The 18,450-nt window shown below is 66.5% G+C and carries 10 protein-coding genes and 7 pseudogenes; 8 read left to right on the plus strand and 9 right to left on the minus strand.

Annotation, left to right across the window (positions count from 1 at the left end):
- Positions 1-6: 6 nt before the first annotated feature.
- A pseudogene (locus tag ACFVT5_RS38235) lies at positions 7-222 on the plus strand (transposase); the annotation flags it as partial.
- Between the two features lie 469 nt (positions 223-691).
- Here ACFVT5_RS38235 and ACFVT5_RS38240 read toward each other — a convergent pair.
- A pseudogene (locus ACFVT5_RS38240) lies at positions 692-2,069 on the minus strand (IS1380 family transposase).
- 131 nt (positions 2,070-2,200) lie between these two features.
- On the opposite strand from ACFVT5_RS38240, the pseudogene ACFVT5_RS38245 reads away from it, so the two are divergent.
- Positions 2,201-2,590: pseudogene (locus ACFVT5_RS38245) on the plus strand (transposase); the annotation flags it as partial.
- Between the two features lie 373 nt (positions 2,591-2,963).
- Here the strand turns inward: ACFVT5_RS38245 and ACFVT5_RS38250 are convergent.
- On the minus strand, positions 2,964-5,570 hold the full coding sequence (locus ACFVT5_RS38250; RefSeq protein WP_389897968.1) for a right-handed parallel beta-helix repeat-containing protein: 2,607 nt from the start codon (positions 5,568-5,570) through the stop codon (positions 2,964-2,966).
- Positions 5,571-6,958: 1,388 nt separating this feature from the next.
- On the opposite strand from ACFVT5_RS38250, the pseudogene ACFVT5_RS38255 reads away from it, so the two are divergent.
- The 5 genes and pseudogenes from ACFVT5_RS38255 to ACFVT5_RS38275 form a co-directional block, all read left to right on the plus strand.
- Positions 6,959-7,162: pseudogene (locus ACFVT5_RS38255) on the plus strand (transposase); the annotation flags it as partial.
- Entirely contained in the window at positions 7,141-7,788 is a 648-nt protein-coding gene (locus tag ACFVT5_RS38260; protein ID WP_389897970.1) for a transposase, read from the plus strand. The pseudogene ACFVT5_RS38255 and the gene ACFVT5_RS38260, both read left to right, overlap by 22 nt.
- A gap of 725 nt (positions 7,789-8,513) precedes the next feature.
- The gene (locus ACFVT5_RS38265; RefSeq protein ID WP_389897973.1) at positions 8,514-10,430 is read left to right on the plus strand and encodes an alpha-L-fucosidase; all 1,917 of its coding nucleotides are present in this window, start codon (positions 8,514-8,516) and stop codon (positions 10,428-10,430) included.
- Between the two features lie 157 nt (positions 10,431-10,587).
- Positions 10,588-10,692, plus strand: a pseudogene (locus ACFVT5_RS38270) (hypothetical protein); the annotation flags it as partial.
- 22 nt (positions 10,693-10,714) lie between these two features.
- Positions 10,715-11,211 (plus strand): annotated as a pseudogene (locus ACFVT5_RS38275) (Tn3 family transposase); the annotation flags it as partial.
- Between the two features lie 177 nt (positions 11,212-11,388).
- Here ACFVT5_RS38275 and ACFVT5_RS38280 read toward each other — a convergent pair.
- Positions 11,389-13,083, minus strand: a complete 1,695-nt coding sequence (locus tag ACFVT5_RS38280; protein WP_389897976.1) for a lamin tail domain-containing protein — start codon at positions 13,081-13,083, stop codon at positions 11,389-11,391.
- Positions 13,084-13,651: 568 nt separating this feature from the next.
- On the opposite strand from ACFVT5_RS38280, the pseudogene ACFVT5_RS38285 reads away from it, so the two are divergent.
- Positions 13,652-14,016 (plus strand): annotated as a pseudogene (locus ACFVT5_RS38285) (DUF6233 domain-containing protein); the annotation flags it as partial.
- Positions 14,017-14,131: 115 nt separating this feature from the next.
- Here the strand turns inward: ACFVT5_RS38285 and ACFVT5_RS38290 are convergent.
- The 6 genes from ACFVT5_RS38290 to ACFVT5_RS38315 form a co-directional block, all read right to left on the minus strand.
- On the minus strand, positions 14,132-14,308 hold the full coding sequence (locus ACFVT5_RS38290) for a hypothetical protein (protein WP_389897979.1): 177 nt from the start codon (positions 14,306-14,308) through the stop codon (positions 14,132-14,134).
- 2 nt (positions 14,309-14,310) lie between these two features.
- Positions 14,311-14,721 (minus strand): nuclear transport factor 2 family protein, encoded by a 411-nt coding sequence (locus tag ACFVT5_RS38295; protein WP_389897982.1) that lies wholly within the window; start codon positions 14,719-14,721, stop codon positions 14,311-14,313.
- Between the two features lie 87 nt (positions 14,722-14,808).
- On the minus strand, positions 14,809-15,111 hold the full coding sequence (locus ACFVT5_RS38300; protein WP_389897984.1) for a hypothetical protein: 303 nt from the start codon (positions 15,109-15,111) through the stop codon (positions 14,809-14,811).
- Between the two features lie 217 nt (positions 15,112-15,328).
- Entirely contained in the window at positions 15,329-15,649 is a 321-nt protein-coding gene (locus ACFVT5_RS38305) for an MBL fold metallo-hydrolase (RefSeq protein WP_389897987.1), read from the minus strand.
- 29 nt (positions 15,650-15,678) lie between these two features.
- Positions 15,679-16,683 carry a TIGR03619 family F420-dependent LLM class oxidoreductase gene (locus ACFVT5_RS38310; RefSeq protein WP_389897989.1) on the minus strand — a complete coding sequence of 335 codons (1,005 nt, stop codon included), beginning with the start codon at positions 16,681-16,683 and terminating at the stop codon, positions 15,679-15,681.
- A 25-nt stretch (positions 16,684-16,708) separates the two neighbouring features.
- Positions 16,709-18,061, minus strand: a complete 1,353-nt coding sequence (locus ACFVT5_RS38315) for an amidohydrolase family protein (RefSeq protein WP_389897992.1) — start codon at positions 18,059-18,061, stop codon at positions 16,709-16,711.
- Positions 18,062-18,450 lie beyond the last annotated feature (389 nt).

Genomic DNA, 18,450 nt, shown 5'->3' on the forward strand with positions numbered 1-18,450 from the left:
GGCAAGACGGTCACCGCGGTCGCCCGGGAACTCGGCATCAGTTCGGAGTCCTTGCGGGGCTGGTACCGCCGGGCCGAGGCCGACCGGGGCGAGAGGCAGCCCGGTGAGCTGACCAGCGCCGAGCGCGAGGAACTGCGCCGACTGCGCAAGGAGAACCGCGAACAGCAGCAGACGATCGAGATCCTGAAAAAAGGTGTGCCACGAACGCGAGAGGCTGCTTGAGGTAGTTGAGTAGCTGAACGCGGTGCTGCACGAGAGATGAAGGACTTTCGGCCCTTCGGAGTCGCCCTGCGGGGGGAGGCTCCAAACCGCCACATGCCGCGGAAGCGGTGACGCGCCGGTGGTGAGCGACTGTGGAAAAGGCGTCCGTGAGGCGTCAGGTGGGGATCAGGGAGACGGAGCGCAGTCCCCTTGTAGGGGATCGCTGTTGACGCGTCGTTATTGATTAAATGGCATCAGAACCGGGTGTTACTTTTTGGCCCGGGATGAGTCTGGCGGAAACGGAAACCCGTTTACTGGCCAGATGCCCTAGCCTCGATCTTTCGTGACGGTCCGTCGGTTCTTTTAGTGGGCCGTTTCGGTTGTTTGGTTCGGTAGTGGCACGCTGATGGCCCGGCTGTCGCGTCGGGTGGGCGCCGGGTTCCACGGGGCCGGCGGGGTGGTGCTGCTCGCGGGGACGGGAATGTGCTGGTCAGCCGGGGTTCGGGAGGGCTTCGAGCCGTGCCAGGGCGTCTGTGATCACGTCGGTCCAGGGCCAGTGGCGTGCGAACCTCAGGTGTCGGCGGCGGGCGGTGGTGACGATCTGGGCGGCGGCGGAGAAGAGGCGGAGCCGGAGGCGGCGGGGCTCCCACCTGCGGATTTCGCCGGTGAGGGTGAGCATGGGCATCCAGGCCAGGAGATCGAGGGCGATCTGGACGATCTCCAGCCAGATTTGGTTCTGCGCGGTGTCGTGCAGGGGCAGGTTGCGCAGGCCGGTGGCGCGGGCAGCGCGGATGCGGTCCTCGGCCCTCGCGCGCTGGCGGTGCCGCAGTTCGAGTGCGGCGGTCGGGACGCCGGTGGTGTTGGTGGCGAACGCGGTGAGCCGCAGGCCGTCGGCGTCGGTGAAGCGCAACTGGGCGCCGGGATGAGGTCGTTCCTTGCGGACGATCAGCCGCATTCCTCTCGGCCGGCCCTTCAGGCAGTCGCCGGACAGTTCGGCGACCCAGGCGCCGTCGCGGATCTCGCCGCCCGGCTCGACGGCCACCGTCCATGCGGCGGTCGGGACCCTGAGAACGGCCTGGTGGATGGGCGTCGGTGATGGTCATGCCGACCGAGTACGACAGCCACCGCCCTCGCCGGGCAAGCCAGGCGACGAACTCGTGGGTGCCGCCGCCGGAGTCCGTGCGGATCAGCGTCTGACGCCCTCGCCGGTACTTCTTCGGCAGCTGGGCCAGGGCGAGTTGAGCCGTGGTGATGTGGTCGGCGGCGGTATTGCTGCCTGCGTTGCCCGGCCTGAGCAGGCCGGCCACCGGCTCACCGCTGCCGCCTCTTCCGTGGTCGACGAACCCCATCAGAGGATGGTGTCCGAAGGTCTTCTTCCAGGTCGCGGTGGCGTCCTGCTTCTCGGAGTGGGCCAGCACGAGCACCCCGTCCAGGTCCACGATCACCTGCCCTGCAACATCCGGAGCCGCGGTCCTGGCCACGTTCCAGACACGCTCGCGGGCTTCGGCCCGCGCGGCCCGTATCGCGGACAGGGCCTTCGACCCCGCGGCGGCGAGCGTGTCGATCAGGCGGGAGACCGTCGGGTCGGAGGCCACTGCTCCGAACACGGCCGACTCGGCCCGCAGCATCCCGACATCCGCGAGGCAGTCGCCGCCCACGGCGACCGCGAGAGCCAGGTCCAGCAGGATCTTCCCCGGATCGTGCACCGCCCGCGGACGTCGCCATGGCATCAGTGCCGTCGATATCGCCTGGTCCAGCCCAGCCTTGCGGGCGGTCTCGACCAGCAGCACGGTCCCGGCCTGGGACACCACCCCGTGGCCACCGCCCTCAACGCGGACACGTGGATAGGACCCGATACGCTTCTTCACCTGGGAAGTGCCTCCGACGGTGGCAGGAACAAGGACCTCGACAATCCTCATTCTTGCTGGTCAGAGGCACTTTTCGCTTGCCTGACCATCCGTCGGACAACCCGCTTCATGAAAGCGCGAGGCTAACGGTATTGGATCTTGAGCACACCTTCAGGATGTTCAAGCAGACCTTGGGGTGGACCACTCCTGAACTCCGCGAGCCGGCCGCCGCCGACCGCTGGACCTGGCTCGTCGTTGCCGCACACAGCCAACTCCGTCTTGCGCGGCCTCTCGCAGAAGACCTCCGGAAACCCTGGGAACGGCCCGCACGTCAAGAGCGCCTCACACCCGCACGTGTCCGTCGAGGATTTCGCCGCCTCCACAGGAAACCCCCTCAGCCGGCCAGCGCACCGAAACTCACCACCGCGGGCCCCGGTCGGCCAACCGGCATGAAGAACAAGCACCGTGCACGCGAGCACCTCGTCGGAAAACAGGACAGACCGAACCACCCGACAGCCATCAAAAGCGGCAAAGCTGCATAAACGTCAAGCTTAGCTGTTCCCGGGCTTCGGCCGCGGCGTGATGATAATGCTGCACTCCGGGGCGTGCTGACACGTCGCCGCCACGGACACGAGCGTCTTGTCCGAGGACGGCCCCCACAGCTCAGGTCAGCGAGGTAGGGGTACCGGTCGGCGTCGCGGTATCAGGGGATGCCCGTGGTGAGGTGGATCCGCTCGGCGCCCTGGGGAGTTGGTCCAGGACGGGGCCATCACCGTTTGCGGGTGATGGCCCCGCCATGCGCAAGTATCCCTGCTGGATTGCCTACCGGGGACACGGGAAGTGCGCTGTGGAACTACGCACCCTGTCCAGAGCCCAGGCGACCACGAGTCCCTCCGTGTTGCTCAAGGGCTCGTCCTATGAGCCGCTGGGGCGCGTGATCTCCAAGGCGTCCACGATGAAGTACGCGTTGCTGGTGCTGCGGGCCTTGATCGTGTGCTCACCGGCGGTGAGCGTGCCGGTGTCGAAGACCTGGGTCTGGAAGACGCGGCTGGGTGAGGCGAGGTCGACGCGCTGTTCCGGACCACCGTCGACGGAGATCATTATCGCGGTTTCATCGGAGTTGGTCTGGGTGATCATTTTCAGTCCGGTGCCGTGGAAGGTCAGCGAGAACGAGTCACCTGATGTGATGGAGGCGTCAACGTCCTCGAGGTAGCTGCCAGCGCCGCCTCGCTTGGCCTCCTTCCAGTCCCAGCCGGTGCCGGTGTACGTGACGCCCGAGGTGTTGTTGATCTTTTCACCGCCGCCAGGTCTGGTCACGGTCATCGTGACTGGCTGCTGGTTGCGGAAGACCTCCAGCTGGATCTTCGAGCCTGCTGGGGTCTTGTTCCAGAGCGTCCAGAAGCTGTTCTTCCAGGTCAACTCGGTGCCGTTGAACTTGCGGATCACATCGGCGCTGCGTAGCCCGGCGGCCGCCGCGGCCGAGTTGTCGGGCACCGACTCCAGATAGATTCCCTGCCCCTGGGTCAGGCCCACCGAGGACGCGAGAGTGTCGGAGTACAGACCGGTGATCTGCGCGCCGAGCAACGGCTCGGGCAGCGACTCCCGGGTGGCGGTCTGGGACTTGCTCGGCCAGATCAGCGGCGGCGGGCCGTCCGAGGAGCCCGGACGCCCGAAGGAGCCCATCGGGATCTGGACGAATCCGCGGGACAGGGCCGGGGATGTGGCGTCCAGTGTCCAGTCCGCCTTTGCCGGGTCTTGCCACGGGGACTTGCCGGTGAACTTGGGGTCTGCCACGGTCGAGCCGGTGTCGACCCCCTTGCTCGCCTGCCAGCCGGACAGGCTGTTTCCGTACGGCGAGAAACTGACCGGTCCCCCGTTGTTCCAGAACACGTTCTTGTCGTACTGGATCTTCGAGTGTGCGGGGTCGGCCTGGATGAACTTGTAGGGCGTTTCCGTCAGGAAGACGTTGGACGTCACGGTGTCGCCGTTGTCGGCGTAGGAGACGTGGGAGTGCGCGCTGCCGTTGGCGTAGATGTTGTTGGTGGCTGTCCGGTTGAAGCCCTCACGGAACTTGGTGCCGCTGTTGAGCAACAGATTGTTCCGGACGATGTAGTTGCTGGAGCCGTCGTCGAGGTCCACGGCCCAGTCGTGGTCGTGCCAGATCCGGTTGTGCTCGATGATCGTCGGCTTCAGGTGGTCGAGCTTCGACCATGCCTTGCGCTGCGCATCCGTGACGTCGCGGATCGGCCAGAAGCGGTCACGACCCCAGGAGTTGATCGGGCCGTGGTCGCCGGTCTCCCGCACCGCGTTCCAGATGTCGTTGCCGGTGATCTTGTGGCCGCCGAACGTGCCGTCGCCGATGTTGATGGCGGCTCTGGGCACGTCGTGGATCGTGTTGTGGCTGGCGGTCACCCGGAACGCCCGGGCGATCTGGACGCCGGCGCTCTGCTTCTCGTACTCACCGAGACGGGTGATCAGGTTGTCCGCCACGGTGATGCGGCGCGGGTAGTCCTCGGTGGCGGGTCCGGGTGTGGTGTCGCTCATCGTCCGGATCTCATGGCCCCATGTGGACGCCTGCCGGGCCGAGCGCTCCGATCCGACAATCGCGACGGCCGAAGCACCGGCTCCGGTGATCACGTTGTTGCGCACCACGTTGCGCTCCGCATAGCCGTCCATGAACACCGCGTTGCCGCCGACATGGTCGAACGTGGAGGACTTGATGGAGATCCGGGAGCTGTTCTTGAGCGCGATGGCTCCCTTCCGTACGATCGCCCAGTCCGACAGGGAGATCGGCTCGAAGGTGCTGTTGTACAGCGTCCGATGGGTAGCGGTGAAGGTGAGCCCGTTGAAGGTGATGTCGTGCGCCGGGCTGGAGGGGCTCGTACCCTGGACGCGAATCAGCTCGTCGAGCTCGCCCAGGCGGACGGTGGCGCTGGACAGGTCGACCGCTGTGGCGGGCCAGTAGTACAGCTTGCCGGCGGCCTTGTCGTAGTACCACTCGCCCGGGGAGTCCAGCTCCTCGAAGACGTTTTCGACCATCCGGTAGGTTCCGTGCAGGCCGCTGCCGCGCTGATTGTCGCCGACCCAGGTCATCGCCAGGGTGCCGTTGCTGTTGCGTCCGGTGGCCCGATATGAGTTGCTGCCCCACTCGGACTGGTGCAGACCGCGCACGAGAGCAGTCGACGGGTTGGCCCACCGGGCGACCCGGGAAGGGGCGATTGCGTCCGATGCGTAGCCGCCGAGCTTCTTGCTTGGGTCGTAGTTGGGGTAACGGGCCAGGATCTGGCGCTTGTTGTTGATGAACACCTGGTCGAAGTCGAGGTCTTCGCCCACCGTGGCGACCTGGATCTGACCGCTGTAGGTCGACCAGGACGGAGAAAGGCTCCGCCCGCCGGCAATGACCGGCTGGGCCCCAGCGGCGGCCTGCCACCTCACGGGCGCCGCCTTGGTTCCAGAATCCTCCTCGGTCAAGGTCAGCGTCTTGGTCAACGGGTAAGTGCCGTCGGCCAGCTTGACGGTCACAGGCCCACTCTCGGCATTCCGGGCCTTGCGGGCACGGGACTGCGCTTCGGTCAACGTCTTGATCGGCGCCTTCGCCGTACCGGCGGCCGTGTCCAAGCCGGTGGGCGCGACAAAGATCGTCGTCGCGCTGGCGGCCAGGCTTGGCCATGGGCTGGCCAGTGTGGCCGCCAGGGCGGCGACCGCAACAGACGTGGCCAGAAAAAGGCGATGTGTGGGTCTTCCACGTATCATCGCGGCCTCCAAAGGTCCGTAGTCATCGGATTTTCGATGAGGGTTGACTGACGGTTTCCTGGGTTCTGGGGGGCGATTCTGGATCGTTACCCGCTGGAGCGCAAGGCATAGATCCGATGTATTTGGATCGAGCGGCCAGTCACGCAACTACCTCTTCTGGCCAAATGGGAACTTGAGAGTCGATCTTGATGCGAGCCGTCACCCGCTGGCTTCCCTGCAGGCTGCTGTGGAATCAGAGGGGCATCGCAAACGGCGCGCCGCTGCATCTGCGTGACTGCAACGGCGCCAAACCAGAGACCGGCCCTGCACATTGCCGCTGTTTCTTCAGCGGCAATGTGCCTTCCTTGGCGTCGATCGTTCATGAGGCCCGTCAGCCTGCCGGCTGGCCCTTCGCAGTGAGTGGAGGGCCCGGTTCTCGCGTCGGGTGGGCGCCGGGTTCCGCTACTCGGTGGGCTGGTGCTGCTCGCAGGGACGGGAACGTGCTGGTCAGCCGGGGTTCGAGAGGGCGTGGAGCCGGTTCAGGGCATCGGTGATCACGTTGGTTCAGGGTCCGTGCCTGGCGAGGCGGAGGTAGCGGCGGTGGCTGGTGGTAACGAGCGACCTGCCCCGATGTGGGGCCGGAAAGCGCCTCATGCGTGAGCGGACGGGTTGGCACTACGCACTCTGCTTAGCCTCGGGCTTTCACGAGGTGGTTTGTCCGAGGCTTGATCACAAACGCGAGAAGTGCTCCTGACCTGCAATGCCGGTGATTTGGGGTGTTTGCGCAGGTGAGGATAGGTGTCCCGGGTTCGGCGTGACTTTGAGTGAGTACCTGACGTGGCTGGGAGGGCGGGACTCGTCCCGGCGTTTGGCTTCGAAGGTGTTCCTCGGTGGTTTCTTCAGTCGTTGGCAGCGGCGGTCGCGGCGTGAGGGCAGGAGGTCGTTGAGGAGTTCCTGGACGGCTTCGAGTCGGGCGGTGCACAGGGCCTGCGGGTTCGCTGCGGTCTGTCCGGCGGTCGTGAGCCGGGCGAGTTGCACTGTCGTGGTGAAGCAGATCCGGTCGGGGTCGACCTTTCCCTGTTCGGCTGCGTGGACTTTGAGCGCGCATAGTGCCTGGTAGACGGTGAGAAGTGCGTAGATCTCCTGGCAGATGAGTTCGAAGGTCCTGGAGTGATCCGATGTGGGAGGTCTCAGATCTCTGCTTCCCGTGCGTGACCTGCGTAAATGCGGTGGGGTGCGCAGGTGCGGGGGGCGGGCTGGTACTCGATGCCATCTTCTACGTGCTCCGGTCGGGGTGCCAGTGGCGGATGCTCCCACGTGACCTGATGCCCTGGGACGCCGCACACCACTGGTTCACCACATGGCGCAAGGACGGCACGTGGGACCGCATCCACGACGAACTGCGCCGACAGGTGCGTACCAACGCCGGGCGAGAGGCAGAGCGGCTGAACTCGATGCCCAGTCGATCAACACCAACGAGGGCGGCGAATCACGCGGATTCGACGCCGGCAAGCGAACAACGGGCAGGAAGCGGCACGTGATCGTCGACACGATGTGCCTGCTCCTGGTCATCGCCGTTACTTCCGCGTCCGTCCAGGACCACGCCGGAGGTCGTACCGTGCTGGCCCGCCTCGCCGACACCCTCCGCAGCGTCGGCCTCGTCGGGCAGACGGCGGATACGCCAACTCCGTTGATTCCAGGCTCCTTTCCTGGGCCCGTGACTTGCCTCGATGTCGTTGCGGAGATCGTCAAACGCACCGATGACAGGAAAGGCTTCCAGGTCCTTCCCCGCCGGTGGGCAGGGAAAGGACCGTTGGCCGGCTGGTCCGCAATCGCCACCCGGCCCGTGACTACGAAGCGGCTCACCGCCACCTCGGAAGCGATGATCAAGGTGGCGACGATCCGCCTCATGCTCGTCCGTATCGCAGGCCAGCCCACAGCCTGGACCCACGACACCCACCGTCACACCGCCCGGCAGACCACCATCGAGAACCTCATCACTCAGTGATCAACTAGCCACCCGACAGGCTCTGCGGCCCCTCGGCTTCGCGCAACCAGCCCACGATTACACCGTCGCGGTCGACTGCGGCGGAGGCGGTGGGTATCAGGTCGAAGGGTTCGGTCCGGTCGACGCCGTCCGGCCTTCCGGGAGGGACATCGGCAGTGGCCGAGCAGCCGGTGGCCGCGGGTCTGCGGGTGGCCGACCGAGGAGAAGGCGACGGTCAGCGACGCCGGTGGGGAGATCGCGCAGGGCTGCGCTGCGACCCTGTCGCCGCAGCACCCGGAACAGGGTGGGCGCTGGCAAGTCAGAGAGGAAAGACATCGGATTAATGATCCGTGCAGGAGGAACCGCGGCGGCCGACAAGCGCATGCCGCCGAGGGGTCGCCGATGGGGCTTGCTTGATGATTACCTCAAGGCGGGAAGCGCTTCGATCCCGGCGACAGTGGCCTCGTTGCCCCCTCGGGTCGACGGCTCGATGGGCATATTCCTCGTGAGCAATTTCCCCGCGTCACAACTATTGATCCGATGTATGCCCTGGCCTACGGTGGCTGCCACTGAGCCCGCCGGGTTCTGTGACCCGGGAACCAAGCCGGTGTCGCCGGCCGCCCTGCGGAACGTGTACGTGAACTCGGTGGGCAAGAACTGCCAAAGATCCCTGCCCGCTGATCCCACGCGGCCTCGAGCGGGCCGCCTGTCGTTCCACCCAGCACCGCGCATAGATGGAGAGCCGCATGTCACAGACACCCCTTCCCGCCGACAGAGCGGACGGGACCGAGTCCACAGGGTTCAGCCGCCGCGGGCTGCTGGCGACCATGGCTGCCGTGCCTGTCGCCGTCGGGATCGGTTCCCCGGCGTGGGCGCAGGCCGGCGCCCAGCCCGCCGCGGCCGGCCGCGTGGCCGGGCTGGACCCGGAGCACGTCGGAAACGTCCTCGCTTCGCTGCGCTTCGGCATGTTCGTGCACTTCAACCCGTCATCCGTCGTCGGCCGGGAGATCGGCTGGGGGCGCAACGCCTATCGCCCGGGCGAGGGGGCGGGTAACCAGTACAAGGACCCGTCGGTGAAGTCCGACCCGGTCTACGACGTCGCTTACCGCGACTTCCTGCCCGAGCCGGACTGGGCGACCAAGCTCGTGTCCACGGCCAAGGCCGCCGGCATGACCTACCTCGTCTTCACGACCAAGCACCACGACGGATATCCGAACTTCCGCGCGAGCAACGTCGGCAAGTCCTTCTACGCCGACTACTCCGAGACGCCTATGGGGAAGTCCGGACGCGACCTGACGCGGGAGATCGCGGAGGCGACCCGGGACGCCGGTCTCAAGCTGGGCTTCTACTACTCCGGGCGCGACTGGACCCAGCCCGACTACGTCAAGGGTGACTACAACACCTACTACGAGTACATGATGGAACAGATCCATCAGCTGCTCACGCAGTACGGGAAGCTCGACTTCCTCTGGTGGGACCACATGCCCTACACAGACATGGAAGTGTTCCGCCCGCCGCTTCTCAACACGATTCCGCGGAAGCTGCAGCCCGGCATCCTCGTCAACAACCGCGCTTACAACAACATGGGCTTCCAGCCGCTGCCGGCCCCGTGGGCCGCGGACTACGACACGCCCGAGCAGACAGTGGGCAAGTTCAACGCGGTCCGCCCGTGGGAGTCATGCATCACCATCACCCCGCCGGACTGGTCGTGGCAGCCGAACCACAGGAAGTCCGACTACTCGACGGTGGTCAAAACCCTCGCCCAGACCGCCACTGGTGACGGCAACCTGCTGCTCAACGTACCGCCGACGAAGACCGGCTACCTGGAGGACGAGGTCACCGAGACTCTCAAGCAGGTCGGCCAGTGGATGGGCTCGAACCGGAGCGCAATCGTCGGAACACGCGGCGGGCCCTACCTCCCGAGCTCGGTGGCCGGGGCGACGTACCGCGGCAAGAAGATCTACGTGCACGTCCTCGATGAGCCGGCCGGATTCAAGCTCCGGCTTCCCTGCATCAATGCCAAGGTGAGCTCGGCGTTCACCCCCGAAGGTCAGAAGGTGCCGTTCACCGAGGACGCACGAGGCGACGTGCTGCTGAACCTCGACGGGATCACCAAGACGGGCCCGGACCTCATCATCAGGCTCAACGTCGACACACCGCTGACCTCCGAGTACGTGGCCCGCCGAGCCCTCTCGTGGGACGTCGTGAAACCCAGCACTCCGAACCTCGCCAAGAACAAGCCGGTCAAGCAGCACTCGACCGCGTTCGGTGGTGTGCCCGAGCGCGCGGTCGACGGCAACACCAACGGCGCCTGGGGCGGCAACAGCGTCACCCACACCCTCGAGGCGGCGAACCAGGCATGGTGGCAGGTCGACCTCGGAGCATCGACCGACATCGGTGAGGTGTGGCTCTACAACCGCACCGACGCCCCGTACGACCAGCGGTTGAGTAACTTCTGGGTCATGACTTCCGACAGCGAGTTCACCTCCGCAGACCTGACCGCGTCGCGCACCGCGCCCGGGGTGACGGCGGTACGGATCGCCGGGTCGGTCGGCAACCAGCGGATCGTGAAGCTCAATGGCCGCGGCCGTTACGTGCGGGTGCAGCTGGAGGCGGACAGCACGCCGTTGTCGCTGGCCGAAGTCGAGGTGTACGCCCGCTGAGAGGCTGTCGGGTGGCCGATGATCAACAGTGTGTGATCTCTTGGTTGCCCGGTCGTCAGGTGTGACGACGACCCCGGAATGATCACGTGGCGTGTGCCAGTGCGACAACTCCGGGGCCGTCAGCGGCCCATGTTATCCATCCAGCCTGACCGATGAGATGTGGGAGATCATCCAGCCGCTTCTTCCCGTGCGTGCCCTGCGGAAAGGTGGCGGGGTGCGCAAGTACGCCGACCGGTTGGTGCTTGACTCGGTCTTCTACGTGCTGCGCTCGGGCTGCCGGTGGCGGATGCTCCCGCGGGACCGACGTGATCCGAATGCTGTCCCGCGACGGCCGCCCCACCCCGCTCGGCGACGCCATCGCCCACTACGCGCGGATCGCCAAGCCCCTCCACATCCTGCGCATGGCCGACGAGCCCGGCTACCACCACCAGATCAAGAGCCAGGCCAACCTCCAGGAAGGCCGCGACTCGCTGGCCCGCCAGATCTTCCACGGCCGGAACGGGCAGCTCTACCAGCGCTACCAGGACGGTATGGAGGACCAGATCGACGCTCTGGGACTGGTTCTCAACGCCCTCGTGCTGTTCAACACCAGGTGTACATGGACGCCGCGGTGAACCAGCTGCGCACGGACGGCTTCGACGTCCGCGACGAGGACGTCGCCCGCCTATCCCCCTTCGTGCGGCACCGCATCAACATGCTGGGCCGGTACTCCTTCCAGCTCCCCGACCTTCCCGGCGGAATGTGGCCCTTGCGCGACAGGCACGCCACCGACGACGAGTGACCGCGGCCGGGGAAGGCCGTACTTGGCCTTCCCCGGCCGCGCGAGCCTGCGAGGGCCCGAGACCGTGCACATGTGGAAGAGCTGGGCAGACCAACGGCTACCGCACGCCCTCCACCAGCCGACCAGCCCGAACCCCCGCTAAACGATCACTACGAAGTCAGGCCGGTGGATCGGGGCTCAGTACACCGTTCCGTCGGCGCGCTGGCCGGGCGAGCTGGACAGCGAGCTGATGGTGTTGTGCTTGACCCAGCTGCCGGTCGCCGAGCCGTCAGGGCTTCGGTTGATGGACACCCCGTCGGAGTTCGCCTGGCTTGAGGAGTAGCTCATCGACTGGACCGTCGCTCCGGCCGAATCCCGCAGGATCACCTGGTCACCGCTGTTGGACAGGTTGAGGCCGCCGGTGCTGGCTGCCACCGCCACGATGCCACCGGGGATCGCGGAGCCCGCGCCGAACACGGTGATCGCCTTACCGGGCTGCAGCGTCGTACCGGCCGCGAACGTGTGCCGCACTGCCGACCCGTCCGAGACGGTCCAGCCGGCGATGCTGATTGCCGTGCCACCGGTGTTCACGATCTCGATGGCCTCGCCGGCGGTGCTGCTGCCCGGTTCGTTGGCCAGCACCTCGTTGATGATGACGTTGGCGGGTCCGCCACCACCGCCGGCGGTGACGGTGACGTTCTGGGTCGTGGTGTGGGTGGCCCCGCCGTTGTCCGTCACGGTCAGCGAGACCGCGTAGGTTCCGGCCGATGCGTAGGTCACGGTCGGGTTCGTCGCCGTCGAGGTCTGGCCGTTGCCGAAGTCCCAGCTGCGGCTCACGACGGTGCCGTCGGAGTCGGTGCTGCCATCGGTGAAGGTGCAGTTGAGAGCGGTGCAGGAGTGCGTGTACGACGCCTTGGGCTGCTGGTTCGCGCCGCCGCCACCGCCGATGACGAAGTTGTAGCGAGCCAGGACCGGGTAGTGGTCGCTGGTCGTCGTAGCGTAGTTCGGGACATATGCCTGGGGCTGGAAGGCGGTCGCCGAGCCGGCGACGTACTTCGCCTGTACCTCGTTGGTGGTGAGCTGGTGGTCTATGAAGTCCGGGTAGCCCGCCGTCGACGACACGCCCGCCAGCGACAGGGCCCGCGTCGGGAACGTGTAGCGCGCCGCGTCGTTCACGAAGTTGGCGTAGGGCGAAGCCAACCCGGGTGCGATGGAGGTGTCGACGTCGTCGTTCCAGTCACCGATGACGAAGACGTTCTGTGTGGGGTAGGTCGTGTCGAGGTAGGACTTGAGGGCCTGCGACGCGGGGTTGCGCAGGTTCCACGCGTCCTGGGTGGCCCCGGACTTCGCGTGCAGGACGATGAAGACGAGATCACGGGTGACACCGTCGAACGTGCCGCGCAACGTGAACTCCACCGGCGGGCGGCCGGCGAAGTTGCTGTTCTGGTTGGTCAGGATGACCTTCGCGCTCACCAGGGTGGCCATGCTGGAGCGCCAGACGAGGGCGACCTTCTGCTCGGTGTTGCCGAAGTCCGAGTAGTACTGCGCACCGTTCGTCACGACCGGGTCGTTGGCCACGACCCCGGTGTACCCGGGCATGCCGGCCACGAGTGTGTTGAACGCCGAGGTGCTGACGACCTCGGAGAGGCCCCACACGTCCATGTCGGCGCCCGCCATGACCTCGCGGACGTTCTGCTGCTGAAGCGCCTCGTTGGTCGGGCCGAAGTCCGGCGCACCGAACCACTCGACGTTCCAGTCGCCGACGTCGAGCTGTGTCGGCGATCCCTGCGACGGAACCGGGACGGCGGCATGCGCCGCGGGGACGGTGGTGAACATTGCCAGCGTCACGGCGACGGCCAGGGCGCCTATGAACGCGCGGAGTCTGAGTTTCAACGACAAGAGACCCTCCGAGTTGGCGTGCAGAACTGGCCCGCCATCATGCTGTTGGCGGGCTGAGGGAAGTGTCCCGGCCCGGCCCTCGGGCGTACATAGCGCATGCTGCAAACGTGCAGCCACGCGTGGGTGAACAGTCGACTGCCGGACCGATCGACCGGGTCGATCGATTGCTGGCCGCAGTGAGCGAGGACTTCCTCGACTGCCACGTCGCGAGGCGCCGCCGCCGAGGGCTGCGACTGACGGCTGCTACGCCCCCGCGGCCCGCAGCCGGTGGTCCGCGCCCAGCCACGGCCTGACCCACGTCACACCAGTGACAGCAGGGTTCAGCGGCGCGCGTCGCCAGGCGCGAGCAGGCACGTCAGCTCCGAGATCGCTTCCGGGGACGACTTGAAGCAGCGGCGGACGTTCTCCGACTGGGGTGCTGTGTGCAGGCACGGGATGGTGTTCCAGGAGCTGGCCTTCAAGGTGATGGTCGACGGCCAGGAAGACCGTGGCGCGCGCAGAGCGGCAGCACGTGCGCAAGGAATAGTGCACGCCTGAAACATTGCCTCTTCACCAGTAGGACGGCGACGTCCAGGCCGCTGAGTACAGAGTGTGGGTGCGCGCTCCAGAGCACGTGAGGCCGGTCGACGGCGTCTCCTACGACCGTGTTCCCACCGAGCGGCTGCCGCCGCCGTCTGCGGTCCGAGAGACGCTGGGGCCCGGCGGCCCTCGGGCTGGGTGCTGCAGAAGGCCGGCGGTCGCGGGCCCGGCGGCGCCGTGCTTCACGCCGTCGACTGCGCAGAGGCCCCGCAGAACGCGCCCCTGCTGCCCCTGGAGCGGGCGCTGGACGTCGCGGAACAGCCCGGCACGCGCCTGTGCTCGCTGTGCGGCGCAGCGCAGGAGCTGGACCCCGTGCTGCGCGGCTTCGACCACATCGAGGGCGGCTGATCTCCACCCTTGCGGGTGACGGCGCCCTGGTGGGCGGTGACGCCGGACCACTACGTTCCCCCTGACCTGGTGATCGAGGGGGGAGGGCGTGGGGATGGTCGAGCAGCGGGGCCCGTTACGGGGTCCGCTCCATGTCGCCAGGTGAGTTCATCGGGTACGGGATGCAGTCGATCTGGCCATCGAGGTCGCAAATGACGATCTCAGCGCCTTCGGCGGACATGGCGGCGTGGGCGCGGCCCTGACCGCGGCCACCGCCAGTGATCAAGGCGACCTTTCCGTCGAGAACACCCATTCTCAGACCTCCTCGTCCGTAGCGTTCTTGGCCGCATTGATGAGGTGCGTGACAGTGGCGACGTCGAAGTACTCTTCGATTCGCGTGATCTTCCGGTCGTTGACCGCGATGTACATTGCCGCGTCGAACCCCACCTGTTCCCCGTCGGGCAACTGCCCCCGCAGGACGTGCTGTTGGAAGACACCGGCGCCGACATCGGCCCGCCGGGTAACGTCGAAGCGCATGCCGTGAATGGCTCCACCGAGCAAGCCCAGTACGACGAGGTTGTCCTCGAGCCCCTGATCGCCGGCGCCGTCGTTGTGCCAGATCGCAACGTCCGAGGCGTAAATGCCGCGGACGGCGTCGATGTCGCCGCGCTCCACAGCTCGGAAGAAGTTGTCGACGACGGTGATGTTCGTACTGCTTTCAGGCATGAGTGTCTCCAGGAGATGGACCCAGGGATGGGCGAAATTGTGTGTCAGCAGGCAATGGCTGGTGCGCGACCAGCGAGGACGGCGGACTCAGTCCCCCATGGCCGCGGGGATGAGATCGAGCACGGATTGGTCGGGGCAGGGTGGGACAGGTGCTTCAGCCAGCGAGCCGAGGATTTCGCAGGCTTCGTCGACGCGATTGGCGTGGATGGAAGGGCTGTGGCCGGTGAGAACGACGCTCGGGCCGAGCCTCTGGAGCGTGGTGACATTGGCGGCAAAGCGGCGCGGGTCCGCCATGCTGACCCAAGGCGCCAGGCCGTGGATCCCGAACATGGTCATCCCGTCGCGCCAGGCATGCTGGTCGAGTTCGCGGACGTCCTGCATCAGCGGCACTGCCTGGTGTTCCGGGGATGGCGGTGGCGAACGTGTCGGTGGCCCACATCATTCGGCTACGCGTATCGAAGACGGAAAATGTGGACGGTGAGTCGAAGATCGGCGGCCGGAGCACGGCCAGTTGCCGGTCGCCGATGTCGACGGTGTCTCCGTCGGCCACCCACCTGCAGCGGTGCAGCGGGAAATCGTAGACACAGCTGAACCGTTCGACCAGTGCTCAGCTGCACAGCAGTGTCGCGTTGGGACAACGCGCCATAACAGTTTCCAGGTTGCCCGTGTGGTCGGCGTCCTCGTGCGAGTCGAACACCCAGCGAACGTCCTCCGGCTCCACATTGGACAAGACGTTGTCGAGCCACTGCTGGCGGTTGCGAGGCGAGCCGGTGTCGATGATGACGGGCTCCTGGCCAGTCAGCAGGGCGGAGTTGATGGGAACGCAGAGGGGCTGGCCGAGCGCGAACTGTACGTCCTGGATGAGGTGCACATCCGGTCCGATGCGCTGGAACGGGTGGTGCTCGAATCTGAGTTCTTCGGCAGGCATCGTTGCCTCCTGATCTGCGGAGCGATTGCTCAAACCGTCGGCGCGACCTCGGTCATCAGGGTCTCCATCATCCCGATGAGCTCCTTGACCGAGCGGAAGACCGGCTTCATCTCGATCATGCTGACCCCGGCGTCGCGATACTCCCGGCACCGTGCGGCGATCTCGTCCGGTGTGCCGACCAGGTTGCGGACCGGCAGGTGGTCACCGAAGGCGTTCTCCAGGGTGCCCCGGCAGGCCGCCCGCGCTGCCGCGGTGGTGTCGTCCATGCGCCAGAACAGGTCGAGTACGCACTCCGGTGGCCGGTGCCCCGATTCGGCGAGCGCGGCCAGGCCGCCGGCGACCTCATCGGGGGTGGCGTGGTTGGGCAGCCACGAGTAGCCGCCCCGGGCCGTACGCCGCAATGCGGCGGGCGTGTTACCGGCGATCAGGATCGGCGGCCCCCCGGCCTGTGCCGGCTTGGGGAATACCTCGATTTCCTTGAAGCGAACCAACTTCCCATCGTAGGAAGCGCTGTCGTCGGTCCAAATCCGTCTGAGCGCCGCGAGTTGCTCGTCGGCGAGCCGGCCACGTTTTGTCACGTCCACGCCGAGCGCGGCCATCTCCACCGTGGCATTGCGGGAGAGCGTTTTGAGGACCTGCGGGTCACGGTCGGTGCCGGACAGCCCGACACCGATTCCCAGGAGCATCCGCCCGCCGGAGAGCTGGTCGAGCGTGGCGATCTGTTTGGCCGCAAGGATGGTCTCGCGCACCGGCAGCAGCATGACGCTGGTCAGCAGCCGGATCGTGGAGGTGATCCCGGCGACGTAGCCGAACGTGGTGAGCTGCTCGAACACGGTTCGACGGTCATTTCGGCCTTCGTCGTCCTCGGCACCGCAGCCGAGCCACACGCCATCGAAGACGATGTGGTCCTGCATCGACACGGCCCAGAACCCGAGTTCCTCGGCGGCCTGGGCGACATCGCGGATCGCGGCAGTGTCCCCGACGCGGTTGGACTGTGGTAGTGCCACTGCGAATTTCACGGTCTCGTCCTCCAAGTTGTGGATTGGCAAAGAGAATCGTTCAGTTTTGCGGCAGCCAGGACGGAGTCATGCCGCTCGAACGCAGCACGTGGTCACGGGAGCGCTCCGCGTCGGCCCGGAGCCGGGCGAGGTCGACCCCGACGAGCTTGCCGGCCCGCTTGCGGATCTCGCCGCGGACGATCACCGTGTCGACGTTGGCCGTGTCGGCACTGGTCACCACAGTGGCGACGGGGTCGACCAAGGGCATCGTGTTGATGTCATCCGCCCGGATCAAGACGATGTCCGCGTCCTTACCGGGAGCCAGGGTCCCGATGCGATCGGCCAGTCCGCAGGCATGGGCACCGGCACGTGTCGCGAAGCCGAGCACGTCCGCATGGGTGAGTGCCGGCGCGAATGCGACATCGACATCGTCGCCGAACGAGGAGATGCGGCCTTGGGCGAGCGCGGTCCGCATCTGGGTGAACATATCGCCGGGGACCGAGGTGGCCACGTCGATGCTCAGCGAGGGCGTCACCCCTTGCTCCAGCATTCGCGTGATCGGTGGGTGGCCGTGCCCCATGAGCATCTCGACGTACGGAGCGACCGAGGCAGAACCACCGGTGCGTTTGATCATTGCGAGCTCGTCGTCGGTACTGGTGTTGGCGTGGACGTAGGTGGTGTCCGGGCCGAGCAACCCTGCGCGGTCGAGCTCGGCGATCGCCTGCCCGTGCACGCCCGTGATCCGCATCCCGACGTGGACGGAGATCCTGGCTTCCAGCTCGCGAGCAAGCCGCCAGTCATGCACGCACACCTCGGGGCGGCTCACTCCTGGCCCGCGGACGGCAAGGGCGAACGTAAGGAGGTCGTCCTCCGATGAGAAGTACTGCTCGCGGATACGGCGGGCGTCCGCTGGATGGCCGAGTTCGCTGTAGGCCCACCATTCGCCACCCGCCGGCGTCCCGTGGGCGTACATCGCACGGATACCGGCTGCGCGCAACGCTGTGATGCCGGCGTCCGCGTGCTCGGGCGTGTTGTTGCAATGCGACCAGTCCACGATCGTGGTGATGCCCGCGTTGAGGGCCTCAAGCGCGCCGAGCAGGTTCCCGGTGTAGACGTCCTCGGGGCGGTAGGCGGGGCCGATGGCACCGATCACCTGGGCGAGGTATCCGTCCAGCGTGCACGCCGGCAGTACGCCGCGCAGCACGGTCTCCCACATGTGCCGATGGGTGTCGACGAACCCCGGGACGACGACAGTTCCCGCGGCGTCGAGGGTTTCCGCGTCTGTCACGGGGAGATCCGGACCGATCTGAGCGATCTTCCCGTCCTCGACGAGTACGTCAGCGCGGGGCAGATCGCCCAGTGCCGGGTCGAGGGTCAGGACGAATCCGTTCTTGAGCAACAATCTTGACGGCATTGTTCAGCTTCCGTTGTTTGGTGTGCAGAGGGGCAACAGGGTTCCGGCGTCGGCCGATCGCCGCTGAAGGAAAGGTTCTGACAGCCGGTCGATGGCGAGGGACCACACGGAACGTTCAAGGTTTCTGGGGCAGCAGAACCGGTCGGCCGTGCGCCCCTTGCTCAACTGCCGTGTACGCATCGGCGGCCCGCTCCAGCGGATAAGTCGCGAACACCGAGGCTGGACGCAACGTCCGTCCGAGAATCCAGGCTCCAGTTCCCGGAGGACGCCTGCCGCTTCGGCCGCGGTCATCCGGCCTGTATGCAAACCAACGAGGTGCAGTTCCTTGCGATAGAACGCGAGGAGGTCGACACCGGCTACCGCCGCGTGCGGTGGGATGCTGATCAGGC

Origin of the sequence: Streptomyces sp. NPDC058001 (assembly GCF_042886315.1) — a bacterium.
GTDB lineage: Bacteria > Actinomycetota > Actinomycetes > Streptomycetales > Streptomycetaceae > Streptomyces.